Consider the following 13,161-nt stretch of genomic DNA (forward strand, 5'->3'; position numbering starts at 1 on the left):
CCGCCTTTCGCCCCGGTCTGCCTTGCTCGTCACCCCGGCGAACCCCACAAAAGGGGGCAAGGGCCGGGATCCAGTAGCGCCGGTCTCCGGTTGTCGCGCTACCGCCAACTTGCCGCCTACGACCGAAGGAAGTCCCCGTAGAACAGCCGAGTCACCTTCCTCTTGTTGGCCCAAAAGAAAAGTAACCCCTGAAACCGCCAACTGCTCAGCGGATCTTCCCCAGGATCCCGTCCAGCTCGTCGTTGCTGTGGTAGTGGATCACCAGCTTGCCCTTGCCGCCGCGCCCGTGCGCCAGTTCCACGCGGGTAGCGAAGCGTTCGGCCAGTTCGCGTTCCAGCGCATCGATGTTGGGATCGCGCGCCGGAGCGCTCTTGGCCTTGCCCTTGGGGACGGTCTGCGCGCGGCGCGCGGCTTCTTCCAGCTCGCGCACGCTCCAGCCGAGGCGCGAGGCTTCCAGCGCGAGGCCCTCGGCCATGCTTTCCGGCAGGGTAATCAGGCAGCGCGCGTGGCCCATCTCCAGCTTGCCTTCGTCGAGCAGGCGCTTGATCGACGTCGGCAGCTCGGTCAGCCGCAGCAGGTTGGACACGGCCGCGCGCGAGCGGCCCACCGCCTCGGCGGCCTGCTGGTGGGTGAGGTCGAAGTCGTCGATCAGGCGCTTGAGCGCGTCGGCTTCCTCCAGCGGGGTGAGGTCCTGGCGCTGGATGTTCTCGATCAGCGCCATCGCCGGCACGGCCACCTCGGGCACGTCCTTCACCAGCACCGGCAGCTCGGACAACTGCGCGCGCTGCGCGGCGCGCCAGCGGCGCTCGCCGGCGATCAGCTCGTAGCTGTTCTTGCCGATCTGGCGCACCACCACCGGCTGGATCAGGCCCTGCGCGCGGATGGACGCGGCCAGCTCGTCCAACGCCTCGTCGTTCCAATGGCGGCGCGGCTGGTACTTGCCGGGCTGGATCTGCTGGATCGGCAGGGTACGCAGCTCGCCTTCCTGTTCCAGCACCGATGGCTTGCCGGTCTCGTCGCCGCCGCCCAGCAGGACATCGAGCCCGCGTCCCAGGCCTCGTTTTTTCGCTGCGGACATGCTTACTCCTGGTGAAGGTCGACGACGTCGTCGAGGGTCTCGTCGGCCGGCGTGCCGTCATCGTGGCCCGCCGCCGCGGCCTGGCCGCGCTCGCGGCGGATCATCTCGCCGGCCAGGCCGATATAGGCGATGGCGCCGCGCGAACTGCGGTCGTACAGGTGGATCGGCTGGCCGTGGCTGGGCGCCTCGGCCAGGCGCACGTTGCGCGGGATGATCGAGCGCAGCACCTTGTCGCCGAAATGCTGGGTGAGCTGGGCCGACACCTCGTTGCCCAGGTTGTTGCGCACGTCGTACATGGTGCGCAGCAGGCCTTCGATCTCCAGGCCCGGATTGAGCCGCTGGCGCACGGCCTTCACCGTGTCGAGCAGGCTGGACAGGCCTTCCAGCGCGAAGTATTCGCACTGCACCGGGATCAGCAGGCCGTGGGCCGCCGCCAGCGCGTTGAGCGTAAGCAGGTGCAGCGACGGCGGGCAGTCGATCAGGATGGTGTCGTAGCGGTCGGCGACCTTCTCCAACTGCTCCTTGAGCCGGCTCTCACGCGCGATCGCGTCCATCAGCTTCAGTTCGGCCGCGGTGAGGTCGCCGTTGCCGGGCAGCAGGTCGAACTGCGATTCGGTGCGCACGATGGCCTGCTCGATCGGGGCCTCTTCCAGCAACACCTCGCAGCCGTTCGGCTTGGCCTCGTGCTTGTCCACGCCCGACGCCATCGTCGCGTTACCCTGCGGATCGAGGTCGACCAGCAGCACGCGACGCTTGGCCGCGGCGAGCGCGGCGGCGAGATTGACGGCGGTGGTGGTCTTGCCGACGCCACCCTTCTGGTTGGCGACAGCGATGATGCGGGCCATGGAGTCGTCGATACCGTGAGCGAATGAAAAGAGGGCTAGATTAGCAGCCTGCTTGTCCGGGCGCCCGCCCGACGACCACGAGATGGCGCTCGCCGCCCACTTCGGGCACCGCCAGCGCGTGGATGGCGCGCACCTCGAAACCCGCCGGCACGCCGGCCAGTTCTTCCTGCGGATGCCTGCCCTTCATGGCCAGCCAGATGCCGTCCCGGGCCAGCAGGTGACCGCCCCAGTCCAGCATGTCCCCGAGGCTGGCGAAGGCCCGGGCGGTGACGCAGTCGAACTGGCCTTCCACGCCCTCCACGCGGGACTGCACCGCGCGCACGTTGTCGAGCTTCAGCGCACGGATCGCCTCGCGCAGGAAGCGGACCTTCTTGCCGTTGGAATCGACCAGCAACACCTGGCGCCCGGGCGCCGCGATGGCGAGCGGAATGCCCGGCAGCCCCGGTCCGGTACCCAGGTCCGCCAGCGTCTCGCCCTGCACGTAGGGCAGCACGGCCAGCGAGTCGACCAGGTGGCGGCTGACCATCTCGGCCGGATCGCGGATGGCGGTGAGATTGTAGGTGGCGTTCCAGCGCGCCAGCAGTACCTGGTAATCGAGCAGGCGCTGCACCGCGCCCTCCGGCAGCCGCAGGCCCAGCGCGGCGATGCCGCGTTCCAGCCGGGTTTGCAGGTCGTCGCGGGAGGACATGGCAGGAAGCCTGTGAAATCGGGGTCGCAAGTATCCGGGGGCGACGCGTGCGATACCAGCCCGGGGCAAAGAAAAAACCCGCCGGTGACGGCGGGTTTCAAGGGTCTCCCCTGTCAGCGCGCGCTCTTGAGGCGCGTCGCCATGGATCGGTCAGGCGACGTCCAGCTCGACGCGGGTCACCATCATGCCGCGCTCGCGCAGGGCGCCGTTCATGGCCTGCTTCAGGCGCGAGCCCAGGTCGCGGCGATCGGCGCCATAGACCTGCGGCTCGTCGCGCAGCGCGGCGAGCGCGCCGCCACGGATCAGCTGGTCGGCCTGCTCGATCACCGCGTCGGCGCGCTCCGGCTCCAGCACCTGCCAGTACACCGTGCCGCGCACGTCGTGCTGGTCCGGCAATGGCTCCTCGAAGCGCAGTACCTGGCCGCTGAGCTTGATGCGATGGGCCACGTGGTCGATCAGCGGCAGGGTCATGTGGACGCCCGGCTGCAGCAGGCGATAGGGCCGGCCCCGGCGATAGAGGCTATGCACCTGATCGGCCGGCACGCGCTTGACCGCGTGGGCGACCATCGCGACCAGGGCCAGGACAATGAGCGTAATCAGGGCATTCATAGGAATGAATACAACAACTTATGGATGAATTCTTCGCAACAACCGTAGATACATCATACAGCCGGTTGCGCCCCCTTGGATTAATCCCAATTTAACGACAACCTAAGATCGTTTTACAACCTGCCTTTCGGCCTAAGCTGCTGATTTTGTGAACCGTGTGGCAGGCAGGACCGATAAGCATTGAACGCGCCAAACCGTTCCCCGGCCCCAGTAGAGGGTTAACGGCGGAGGAAGAAGATGGCTTGAGGTGAAGGGCTAAGAGCCTGTTCAAAATCTTGATGGGCCCTCCTACCCCCCTGCACGCAGCCTTGTAGGAGCGCATCCTGTGCGCAACGCCTTTCGCCTCATGGCTCGTCCCGGCGCCCCCCCGCAAAAGGGGGCAAGGGCCAGGATGACGAACGATGCAGACCGAGGCAAAAGGCGGTCGCGCACAGGGTGCGCTCCTACAGGGGGGCGTGCGCGACCTTGCCGGGTCAGAACTTTCCCGCCCGGAAATCCGCGATGGCCTGATGGATCTCCTCCGGCGTGGTCATCACGAACGGCCCATACCGGGTCACCGCCTCATCGAGTGGATGCCCCGCCACCAGCAGCACGCGCGCCGCGGCATCCCGCCCGGCGATGCGCAGGCCGCCGCTGCGCGACAGTACCGCCAGCTCGCTGCGGGCCAGCGGCTGGCCGGCCACTTCCGCATCCTTGCCGTCGAACACATAGGCAAAGCCCGCATGGCCTTCCGGCAACGGGATGGTGACGGAGGCGCCCGGCCGCACCGCGATGTCCAGGTAGATCGGCTGGGTGACGATCTCCGATACCGGGCCGGTCACGCCGCCGAACGCGCCGGCGATCACCTTTACCTCCACGCCCTCCGCCGGATGCACCACTGGAATGCGCTCCGGACCGATGTCCTGGTAGCGCGGGGCGATCATCTTGTCCTTGGCGGGCAGGTTCACCCACAGCTGGAAGCCCCACATCAGGCCGTCTTCCTGCTCGGGCATCTCCGAATGCAGGATGCCGCGGCCCGCGGTCATCCACTGCACGCTGCCCGGCACCAGGTCGCCGCTGTTGCCGTGGTTGTCGTGGTGCTTCATATGGCCGGCGAGCATGTACGTCACGGTCTCGAAACCGCGGTGCGGATGCTCGGGGAAGCCGGCGATGTAGTCGCCCGCCTGGTCGGAGCGGAACTCGTCCAGCAGCAGGAACGGATCGAGCATGTCCAGGCCCGGCTGGCCGATCACGCGCTTGAGCTTCACGCCCGCGCCGTCGGACGTGTCGATGCCGCGGATGCGGCGGAGGATGCTGCGTTCGGTCATGGCTGGTCTCCAAGGATCTGGCACGTCCGCCATGATGATGCCGCGCCCGGGCGTGCCCAAGACCCGAAACGGGAACGGATCGTTCGCTGCAGCGGCGGAAACGCGGCGGTCAGCGCGCGGCCGCCGCTTCGCGCAGCTGGTAGACCCAGTCCAGTTCGGGGCCGGGCAGCCCCATGGCGGTCAGCGCCGCGCTGAGCTGGCCGCGATGATGGGTGGCATGGTTGAACACGTGGCCCAGCGTGGGCGCGAATGGCACCTCCACCGGCGCGCCTTGGGTGCGCTGGTACGCCAGGATGCCGTCGAAATGGGACGGCTCGAGCATATCGATCCAGCGCCCCCAGCGCTCGACCGCGACGGACAGCGCCTCGCACAGTTCGGCGCGGTCGGCATGCAACTCGGCATCGAGCGGCAACCGCAGCGAGCGCTGCTCCGCGAAGCGGCCGTACCAGATGTGGTCGGTCACCAGCAGGTGGTTGGCCGTGCCGTGCACGGAGCGAAAGAACAACCCGGCATCGCGATGCCACTGCTCATCGCTCAACCCGGCCAGGTTCGAGGCAAGCAGGCGCCGCGTGGCCCACACGTGGTAGTCGGCCAGCCGGCGGAAATAAGCTTTCAGTTCCATCGCATGCGCTCCATCACCGCACGGGCCGGGCGGGCTCGGCGCGTCAGTGCACCCAGTGCCCGCTGCGCTGGCGCGGTGGCGGCGTGTGCGGTTCTTTTTCGATGTCGCGCACGGCGGCGTCGATTTCCGCATCGGTGACGGGATGCTCCCGCCAGTACTGGCCGACCGCGCCGAGCACGGCGGGCACCTGGGCCAGGCACTCGTCGTATTCGTCGTCGCTGAGCTTCTCGAACTCGGCGTCGGCGTTGAGGATGCCTTCGTCCACCGCCAGCGCCATCACCGGGCCGAGCAGTTCCATCAGCTGCGGATCGTCGGCCAGGCGCTTCTCCCACAGTCCCGCGCGCAGGTCGATGCCGCGGCTGAAGCCCTCGCACCAGCCCGCCGCCGACAGCACCGGGCCGGCGTCGGTATCCACCTCGCCGAGGATGGGCTCGTAGGCGTCCACGTCCAGCTCGGCGCCGATGGAGTCGTTGAGCTTGGCCAGCAGGGCCAGCACGCGGTTGCCTTCGGCCTCGTCGGCGAAGGGCTCGTGCAGCACCTCGGGCAGCCATTCCTCGGGCAGCACCTGGGCCGGTCCCACCGCCAGCGCGGAGAGCAGGCCGTGCACGCCGTCGAGCAGCAGGTCGCCTTCGCCGACATGGGCGCGCAGGTATTGGTCCAGTTCCTCGAGTTCGTTGTCGTCCAGCGAACTGGGCCAGTCGCTCTTGGGTGTATTCATCCAGCTGCCTGTGTTTGCTTCAGATATCCAGGTCCACCGTCACCGGCGTGTGATCGGAGGGGCGTTCCCAGCGTCGCGGCGTGCGGTCGATGCCGGCCGCCGTGGCCCTGGGCCTGAGCGCGTCGCCGATCAGGATCAGGTCGATGCGCAGGCCCATGTTGCGCCGGAACGCCCCCTGACGATAGTCCCACCAGCTGAAGTGCCCGCCGCCCGCCTCGAACAGGCGGAAGCTGTCGTGCAGGCCCAGTTCGGTGATGCGCTTGAGCGCCTCGCGCTCCGGCGGCGAGCACAACACCTCGCCGCCCCAGGCGACCGGGTCGTACACGTCGCGGTCGTCCGGCGCGATGTTGAAATCGCCCAGCACCACCAGGTTGGGATGGCGCGCCAGTTCGCCCGCCAGGAACTCGCGCACCTTGGCCAGCCAGTCCAGCTTATAGGCGTATTTCTCGTCGCCCACCGCCTTGCCGTTGACCACGTACAGGTCGACCACGCGCACGCCGCCGATGGTGGCGGCGAGGATGCGCCGCTGCGGATCATCCAGCTGCGGGATGTCGGCGGCGACGTCGCCGAAGTCGTCATGCGCATCCGCGCGCGCGAGCAGGGCGACGCCGTTGTAGGTCTTCTGCCCGGAGAACACGGCGCGATAGCCCGCCGCGGCCAGCTCGTCGACCGGGAACTTGGCGTCCTCCAGCTTGGTTTCCTGCAGGGCCACCACGTCGGGTTTGGCCTCGGCCAGCCACTGGGTGAGATGCGGCAGGCGGACCTTCAGCGAATTGACGTTCCAGGAGGCGATTTTCATAGCGGCCATTGTAGGCGATGCGCCTCGCCGGCCGGGCGGCAAGACTTACCTGTCCATGCGGATGTCAGAGCAGGCCGTGGCTCTTGAGCAAGGCCTCGGGTTCCGGCGCGCGGCCGCGGAAGGCGACGAAGCTCTCCAGCGCCGGGCGGCTGGCGCCCACCGCGAGGATCTCCCGACGGAAGCGGTCGCCGGTGGCGCGGTGGATCACGCCGTTCTCCTCGAACGCGCCGAAGGCGTCGGCGCTGAGCAGTTCGGCCCACAGGTAGCTGTAGTAGCCCGCCGCGTAGCCGCCCGCGAAGATATGCGAGAACGCATGCGGAAAGCGCTGCCAGGCCGGCGGGTGCAGCACAGCCACGTCGTGGCGCACTTCCTCCAGCACCTCCATGGTGCGCGCGCCCCGGGCGGGGTCGTATTCCAGGTGCAGGCGGAAGTCGAACATGGCGAATTCCAGCTGGCGCACCAGGAACAGGCCGGCGTGGAAATGCCTCGCCGCCAGCATGCGCTGGAACAGCTCGTCGGGCAGGCGCTCGCCGGTTTCGACGTGGCGGGCGAACAGGTCCAGCGCCTCGCGGTTCCAGCCGAAGTTCTCCATGAACTGGCTGGGCAGTTCCACCGCGTCCCACTCCACGCCGTCGATGCCGCCGATGGAGGGCAGCGCGATCTCGGTCAGCAGGTGGTGCAAGCCGTGGCCGAACTCATGGAACAGGGTGAGCACGTCGTCGTGGGTGAGCAGCGCGGGGCGGCCCTCGGTGGGCGGCGCGAAATTGCAGGTGAGGAAGGCCACCGGCAACTGTTCGTTGTCGCCGTCGCGGAAGCGCGCGCGGCACACGTCCATCCAGGCGCCGCCGCGCTTGCCGGTGCGCGCGTACAGGTCGACGTAGGCGCCGGCGAACACGCGCCCGTCGGCGTCGCGCACGTCGTAGTAGCGCACGTCCGGATGCCACACGTCGACGCCCTCGCGCACGCTCAGCGAGATGCCGTAGAGGCGATGGGTGAGGTTGAATAGGCCGTCGATCACCGCCGGCAGCGGGAAGTAGGGCTTGAGCTGTTCCTCGTCCAGGTCGTACTGCCGCTGGCGCAGCTTCTCCGAGGCGTAGCCCACGTCCCAGGATTCGAGGTTGTCGAGCTTGAGCTCGGTGGCGGCGAACTCGCGCAGCGTGGCCAGTTCGGCGCGGGCGACGGGCTTGGCGCGCCCGGCCAGGTCGCGCAGGAAGGCCATCACCTCGTCGGTCGAGCCGGCCATCTTGGTGGCCAGCGATTCCTCGGCGGCGTTGGCGAAGCCGAGCAGGCGCGCCGCCTCGTGGCGCAGCGCCATGATGCGTTCGATGCGTTCGCCGTTGTCGTACTTGCCGGCCTGCGGGCCCTGGTCCGAGGCGCGCGTCTGGTAGGCCCAGTACACGCGCTCGCGCAGGCCGCGGTTGTCGGCGTAGGTCAGCACGGCCTGCACGCTGGGCTGCTTGAGCGTGACCAGGTAGCCGTCGAGGTTCTGTTCCTTGGCGTACTGGCGCAGCACCGCGCGGCCGGATTCGGGAATGCCGGCGAGGTCGCGCTCGTCGGTGACGTGCTCGTGCCAGGCGTCGGTGGCATCCAGCACGGCGTTGGAGAACTCGGTGGACAGCCGGCTCAGCTCCACCCCGATCTCGCGGTAGCGGGTGCGCGCCGGTTCCTCCAGCGCCACGCCGGACAGGCGGAAATCGCGCAGCGCGTGCTCCACCAGCGCGCGCTCGGCACGCGGCAGGGCGGCGAAGCCGGGATCGTCAGCCAGGGCCTGCACCGCCTGGTACAGCGCGCGGTTCTGGCCGACCTCGATGGCGTGCTCGGTGAGCTTTTCCTCGGCCGGGCCGTAGACCTCGCGCAGTGCCTCGCTGTCGGCCACCGAATGCAGGTGGCCGACCGGCGCCCAGGCGCGCGCCAGGCGCTGTTCCAGGCGTTCCTGGGTCAGCATCACGCTGGCGAAGTCGCGCGGCGCGCCGGGGGCGGTCAGCGCCTCGATGCCGGCGCGGTAGTCGGCCAGCAGCGCGTCGATCGCGGGGGTGACGTGTTCGGGGCGGATCTGCGAAAACGCCGGCAGCGCATCGTCGGCCAGCAGCGGGTTGTCTTGTGCCATGGTGTCTCCTTTAGAGCCTGTTTACGATCTCCGCGTGGCCCGCGCCGGGAGTTGTCTGCGCGCAGGGCAAGGAAGAGCGAGGGAGTGTACGTCCGTACACGACCGAGCGATGACGCCGGCCTGGGGGCAAACAGACCCGGCCCGGAGGGTTGAGCCGGCGAAATCAAGCCGCGCGGGTCCGCCCGCTGTCACGAATTGTCATATCGCCCGCCTACCCTCCGAGGGCATGCCCAAACCCGATTTCTCCGCCCTGCTGCGTCGAAGCGACGTGTTCGGGCACCTGGGGGAGGAAGCGCTCGCCGCGCTGCTCCCCGAGCTGCAATGGTTCTCGCTGCCCGGCGGCCGCACCCTGTTCCACCAGGGCGACCCGGCCGATGCCTTGTACCTGGTGGTGAGCGGCAGCCTGGGCGTGTTCGACGGCCCGTCCGAACGCGTGCGCCTGGTGACGGCGGGCGACAGCCTGGGCGAGATCGGCCTGATCAACGGCGAGGGCCGCCAGCACACCGCCCGGGCCCTGCGCGACAGCGAGCTGCTGCGGCTGGACCATGCCGCCTACGAGGCGCTGGTGCAGCGCCATCCGCAGGCCATGCTCGGGGTGGCGCGGGTGGCCATCGCCCGGCTGCAGGAACGCATGCGCGGCGAGGCCACCTCCGACGCCCCGCGCACCTTCGCGTTGCTGCCGGCGAGCGCCGAGGTTCCGGTCCGCTCGCTGGCCATGCAGCTGGCGATGGAACTTGAGCGCTGGGGCAACTGCGTGCTGATCGACGCCGAGCACGGTGCCGGCCGCGGCAGCGACTGGTTCGCCGAGCGCGAGGCGCAGGCGCGCTTTGTGATCTACCTGGACAGCACCGGCGATCCGCTCTGGCGGCAGCGCTGTCTGCGCCAGGCCGACGCCCTGCTGCTGCCGGCGCTGGCGGCGCAACCGGCCCGGCCCTGGCCGGAGGCTTCGCCCATGCATCCCTCGCGCGCCGGGCATCGGCCGCGCCACCTGATCCTGCTGCATCCTGGGCGCCAGCCCAGCCTTGGCTCGGCGCAGCGCTGGCGCGCCGAGTTCAGCGGCGAGCTGCAGCATCACCACGTCGGCGGCCAGGGCGACATCGCCCGGCTGGCCCGCCTGGTCAGCGGCCACGCGCGCGGCCTGGTGCTGGCCGGTGGCGGCGCCCGTGGCGTGGCGCACCTGGGCGCGCTGCGCGCCCTGCGGGAAGCCGGCCACCAGTTCGACGCGGTCGGCGGCACCAGCATCGGCGCGATCATCGGCGCTGGCGTGGCGGCCGGATGGGAACTCGAAGCGATGGTGGAATCGTTCCACCGCGACTTCGTCGAGGGCCGGCCGCTGTCGGACTGGACCGTGCCGATGGTGGCGCTCACCCGCGGCCGGCGCGCGGCGGCCATGCTGCGGCGGGCCTTCGGCGCGCTGGAGATCGAGGACCTGCCGCTGCCGTTCTTCTGCGTCTCCACCTGCCTGTCCGGCGAGGGCATGGTGGTGCACCGCCACGGCCCGTTGTGGCTGTGGCTTCGCGCCTCCAGCGCCATTCCCGGCGTGCTGCCGCCGGTGCTGCACCAGGGCCGTGTCTACGTGGACGGCGCGCTGGTGGACAACCTGCCCACCGACGTGATGGCCGGCGACGGCATCGCCCACATCACCGCCATCGACATCCGCGCGGAGATCTCCCTGCTCACCACCGCCGAGGAATACGCCACGCCGCCGTGGTGGCAACTGATGTGGCGGCGCCAGGACATCCGCCGCCCGGGCATCGTCTCCACCCTGGTGCGCGCGGCGATGGTCAACAGCGAAGGGCCCAGCGAACACCGGCGCGAACGCGCCGACCTGCTGATCACCCCGCCGCTGGACCATATCGGCATGCTGGACTGGAAGGACTGGCAGCGCGCGATGGAGGCGGGCTACCTGCATACCGTGAAGATGCTGGAGAACCTCCCGCCACCCGCCCTGTAGGAGCGCACCCCGTGCGCGACGGGCACGCAGGGGAAGCAGCGGGTTACCATGCGCGCATGGATCCTCTACGCAAGTACAAGGGCATCTGGCCCACCCTGCACCAGCGCGTCTATGTCGATCCGGCCGCCAGCGTGATCGGCGCGGTCGAGCTGGGCGACGACGTCTCCATCTGGCCCGGCGCGGTGTTGCGCGGCGACGTGCACTTCATCCGCATCGGCGCGCGCAGCAATGTGCAGGACGGCGCCGTCGTCCACGTCACCCATGACGGCCCGTACTCGCCCGGCGGCTTTCCCACCGTGGTGGGCGAGGGCGTCACCATCGGCCATGGCGCGGTGATCCATGCCTGCACCATCGAGGACTACTGCCTGGTCGGCATGCACGCCACCGTGCTCGACGGCGCGGTGGTGCGCCGGCATGGCTTCGTCGGCGCCGGCAGCGTGATCCCGCCCGGCAAGGTGGTGGGCGAGGGCGAGCTGTGGCTGGGCAATCCGGCGAAGAAGGTACGCGTGCTCACCGAAACGCAGATCGAGCAGCTGCACTATTCGGCCGACCACTACGTGCGGCTGAAGGACGAATACCTCGCCGCGCAGTGAGCCGGCAGGTCCGCGTCCTAGAACATCGAGCCGCCGCTGCCCGCCGCCTGCTGCTGTTGCCGCTGCGCCTGGATGATGGCGGCGCGCGCCTCGTCCTGGCGGATCTGGATCTGGCGCTGGGCGTCCAGCTTGCCGCCCAGCAGCGAAAGGATGTAGTTGGTGCCGTCGAACTCGCGCAACAGCGAAAGTTCGCGCTGCGCCTCGTCGAGGTTGTTGTTGTTGATGTCGCGCTCCACGGCGGCCGAGGCTTCCTCGAACGACTCGTGCAGCTGGTCCAGCGCCGTCTTGTTCTGCGGATCGAGCTGCAGCACGCTGAGATAGAACTCGTAGGCGTTGCTGCCAGCCGGTGCCACCAGGCGCTTCTCGTTCACCGCGGCCTTGGCCAGGTCGAGCAGGATGCCCACGCCGCTGTCGTCCTTGCCGCCGGCCTGGGCGTCCTTCGCCGCCGTGGACTGGCCCGGCACCGCATCATGCAACCATGCGTAGACGCCGCCCGCGAGCACGACCAGCACGATCAGGAAGACGCCGACAAGCAGGCGTTGGCGTGGTGCAAGGGAGGCGAAACGAGACATGGCACCGCGGGGAATCAGGGGACCGCGCACAGGTTGGCCTGCCCCTCAGGCACCCCGGCGGAACTGTCACACTAGCGATACATCATGTCAGCGATGTGACTCGGATGGACGTCCATCCCGCCTCATGCCCAGCCGGACTTGATGCCGGCCTAGAGGCGGAACTCGATGCGCTGGCGCACTTGCGCGGCCACCGGCTTGCCGTCCTGCAGTCCCGGGTTGAACTGCCAGCGCGACACCGCGGCGAGCGCGGCGCGGTCGAACACATACCTGGGATCGGCATCGGCCACGCTCAGGCCGGAGACGCTGCCGTCCGGCTGCACGGTGAAGGTCACGTCGACCCAGCCCTGGCGGCGGGTGCGCTTGGCCTCGGGCGGGTAGACCGGCTCGACCCGGTGGGCGAGCACGGGCGGCGTCACGCTGGCGGCCTCCGGCGCGCGCGGCGGACGCGGCGCCTCCGCCACCGGCGCGTCGGCACGCGGCCGCGCGGCTGGCTCCGCGACCGGCACGGTGGCCGGCTTGTTCGCGGCGACCGGCGCCACGGCAGCCGCGGATGCCACGGAAAGCGAACGTCCGCCGGACGTCTCGCGCCGGGTGGCGGCCTGGGCCTGCTGCTCGGCCGCCTCGCGCAACGCCTGCAGCTTGGAGCGCAACAGGGTCAACGTGTAGTTCTGCGGATCGGCGCGCGCCAGCAGCTCGATCTCGCGCTGCGCCTCGTCCCCGTTGCCCTCGTCGATGGTCTGCTCGGCGGCATGGGCCGCGAACGGGAAGATCTCGCGCAGCGCATCCTGGGCGGACTGGTTGCCCGGCTCGTGCTTGAGCACGGCCAGGTACAGCTCGAACGCATTGTTGCCGGCCGGCGTCACCAGACGCTGCGCGGCCATCGCCTCATGGGCGCGCTGCAACAGCTCCTCGATGCCGGCGCCCTCGCGGATGACCGGCCCCACGGCGGTATCGGCGACGGGCGCGGGACCCTCCACCGCAGCCTGCGAGCGCAGCTTCCAGAAGATCACCCCCGCCGCGGCCAGCACGAGCACGAGCACGATGAGGAAGGCATAGCGGACGGCACCTTGGGTACGACGCGGAGCAGCGGATGACATGGGCAGGCACATGATGGGGAGACCGGCGCGCCCATCGCGCCGGCAGGGGCGCGCCAGCATAGTGAGGCGATATTGCGGGGATATTGCCCCGCGTCGCGGGCCGGGCGCCTGAGGGCCTGTTCAAAATCCTGGCGTGACGCAGTTACCTCCCTCCCAACCTCCCCCCTGCGAC

General features: G+C 69.4%; 13 protein-coding genes. 2 read left to right on the forward strand and 11 right to left on the reverse strand.

The window, feature by feature from the left end; translation table 11 throughout:
- Positions 1 to 205 precede the first annotated feature (205 nt).
- The 9 genes from MJ605_RS06880 to MJ605_RS06920 form a co-directional block, all read right to left on the reverse strand.
- Positions 206 to 1,078, reverse strand: a complete 873-nt coding sequence (locus tag MJ605_RS06880; RefSeq protein WP_243040511.1) for a ParB/RepB/Spo0J family partition protein — start codon at positions 1,076 to 1,078, stop codon at positions 206 to 208.
- Positions 1,079 to 1,080: 2 nt separating this feature from the next.
- Complete coding sequence (locus tag MJ605_RS06885; protein WP_243040512.1) at positions 1,081 to 1,923, reverse strand: ParA family protein; 843 nt, start codon at positions 1,921 to 1,923, stop codon at positions 1,081 to 1,083.
- Positions 1,924 to 1,963: 40 nt separating this feature from the next.
- Positions 1,964 to 2,611 carry a 16S rRNA (guanine(527)-N(7))-methyltransferase RsmG gene (gene rsmG, locus MJ605_RS06890; protein WP_243040513.1) on the reverse strand — a complete coding sequence of 216 codons (648 nt, stop codon included), beginning with the start codon at positions 2,609 to 2,611 and terminating at the stop codon, positions 1,964 to 1,966.
- A 150-nt stretch (positions 2,612 to 2,761) separates the two neighbouring features.
- Positions 2,762 to 3,220, reverse strand: coding sequence for an SPFH domain-containing protein (locus tag MJ605_RS06895; protein ID WP_243040514.1), 459 nt, complete (start codon positions 3,218 to 3,220; stop codon positions 2,762 to 2,764).
- Positions 3,221 to 3,693: 473 nt separating this feature from the next.
- Positions 3,694 to 4,527, reverse strand: a complete 834-nt coding sequence (locus tag MJ605_RS06900) for a pirin family protein (protein ID WP_243040515.1) — start codon at positions 4,525 to 4,527, stop codon at positions 3,694 to 3,696.
- Positions 4,528 to 4,636: 109 nt separating this feature from the next.
- On the reverse strand, positions 4,637 to 5,149 hold the full coding sequence (locus MJ605_RS06905; RefSeq protein WP_243040516.1) for a DinB family protein: 513 nt from the start codon (positions 5,147 to 5,149) through the stop codon (positions 4,637 to 4,639).
- Positions 5,150 to 5,192: 43 nt separating this feature from the next.
- Positions 5,193 to 5,867, reverse strand: coding sequence for a YecA/YgfB family protein (locus MJ605_RS06910; protein ID WP_243040517.1), 675 nt, complete (start codon positions 5,865 to 5,867; stop codon positions 5,193 to 5,195).
- Between the two features lie 19 nt (positions 5,868 to 5,886).
- The gene (gene xth / locus MJ605_RS06915) at positions 5,887 to 6,666 is read right to left on the reverse strand and encodes an exodeoxyribonuclease III (RefSeq protein WP_243040518.1); all 780 of its coding nucleotides are present in this window, start codon (positions 6,664 to 6,666) and stop codon (positions 5,887 to 5,889) included.
- A gap of 64 nt (positions 6,667 to 6,730) precedes the next feature.
- Positions 6,731 to 8,773, reverse strand: coding sequence for a M3 family metallopeptidase (locus MJ605_RS06920; protein WP_243040519.1), 2,043 nt, complete (start codon positions 8,771 to 8,773; stop codon positions 6,731 to 6,733).
- A 226-nt stretch (positions 8,774 to 8,999) separates the two neighbouring features.
- Between MJ605_RS06920 and MJ605_RS06925 the strand changes: the two genes are divergently transcribed.
- The gene (locus MJ605_RS06925; RefSeq protein ID WP_243040520.1) at positions 9,000 to 10,727 is read left to right on the forward strand and encodes a patatin-like phospholipase family protein; all 1,728 of its coding nucleotides are present in this window, start codon (positions 9,000 to 9,002) and stop codon (positions 10,725 to 10,727) included.
- Between the two features lie 56 nt (positions 10,728 to 10,783).
- On the forward strand, positions 10,784 to 11,320 hold the full coding sequence (locus MJ605_RS06930; RefSeq protein ID WP_243040521.1) for a gamma carbonic anhydrase family protein: 537 nt from the start codon (positions 10,784 to 10,786) through the stop codon (positions 11,318 to 11,320).
- Between the two features lie 17 nt (positions 11,321 to 11,337).
- Here MJ605_RS06930 and MJ605_RS06935 read toward each other — a convergent pair whose 3' ends face one another.
- On the reverse strand, positions 11,338 to 11,892 hold the full coding sequence (locus MJ605_RS06935) for a hypothetical protein (protein ID WP_243040522.1): 555 nt from the start codon (positions 11,890 to 11,892) through the stop codon (positions 11,338 to 11,340).
- Between the two features lie 149 nt (positions 11,893 to 12,041).
- A complete protein-coding gene (locus MJ605_RS06940) occupies positions 12,042 to 12,989 on the reverse strand; it encodes an energy transducer TonB (protein ID WP_243040523.1) in 948 nt (315 codons plus the stop codon).
- Between the last annotated feature and the right edge of the window lie 172 nt (positions 12,990 to 13,161).

The sequence above is a fragment of the Dyella sedimenti genome, assembly GCF_022760995.1.
GTDB classification, from domain to species: domain Bacteria; phylum Pseudomonadota; class Gammaproteobacteria; order Xanthomonadales; family Rhodanobacteraceae; genus Dyella; species Dyella sedimenti.

Bases quoted from the DNA above. Each gene is read 5' to 3' on its own strand.
- MJ605_RS06895 (WP_243040514.1), bottom strand. From the start codon at position 3,220: ATGAATGCCCTGATTACGCTCATTGTCCTGGCCCTGGTCGCGATGGTC.
- MJ605_RS06900 (WP_243040515.1), bottom strand. From the start codon at position 4,527: ATGACCGAACGCAGCATCCTCCGCCGCATCCGCGGCATCGACACGTCC.
- rsmG (WP_243040513.1), bottom strand. From the start codon at position 2,611: ATGTCCTCCCGCGACGACCTGCAAACCCGGCTGGAACGCGGCATCGCC.
- MJ605_RS06885 (WP_243040512.1), bottom strand. From the start codon at position 1,923: ATGGCCCGCATCATCGCTGTCGCCAACCAGAAGGGTGGCGTCGGCAAG.
- MJ605_RS06920 (WP_243040519.1), bottom strand. From the start codon at position 8,773: ATGGCACAAGACAACCCGCTGCTGGCCGACGATGCGCTGCCGGCGTTT.
- MJ605_RS06880 (WP_243040511.1), bottom strand. From the start codon at position 1,078: ATGTCCGCAGCGAAAAAACGAGGCCTGGGACGCGGGCTCGATGTCCTG.
- MJ605_RS06940 (WP_243040523.1), bottom strand. From the start codon at position 12,989: ATGTCATCCGCTGCTCCGCGTCGTACCCAAGGTGCCGTCCGCTATGCC.
- MJ605_RS06925 (WP_243040520.1), top strand. From the start codon at position 9,000: ATGCCCAAACCCGATTTCTCCGCCCTGCTGCGTCGAAGCGACGTGTTC.
- MJ605_RS06910 (WP_243040517.1), bottom strand. From the start codon at position 5,867: ATGAATACACCCAAGAGCGACTGGCCCAGTTCGCTGGACGACAACGAA.
- MJ605_RS06935 (WP_243040522.1), bottom strand. From the start codon at position 11,892: ATGTCTCGTTTCGCCTCCCTTGCACCACGCCAACGCCTGCTTGTCGGC.
- MJ605_RS06930 (WP_243040521.1), top strand. From the start codon at position 10,784: ATGGATCCTCTACGCAAGTACAAGGGCATCTGGCCCACCCTGCACCAG.
- MJ605_RS06905 (WP_243040516.1), bottom strand. From the start codon at position 5,149: ATGGAACTGAAAGCTTATTTCCGCCGGCTGGCCGACTACCACGTGTGG.
- xth (WP_243040518.1), bottom strand. From the start codon at position 6,666: ATGAAAATCGCCTCCTGGAACGTCAATTCGCTGAAGGTCCGCCTGCCG.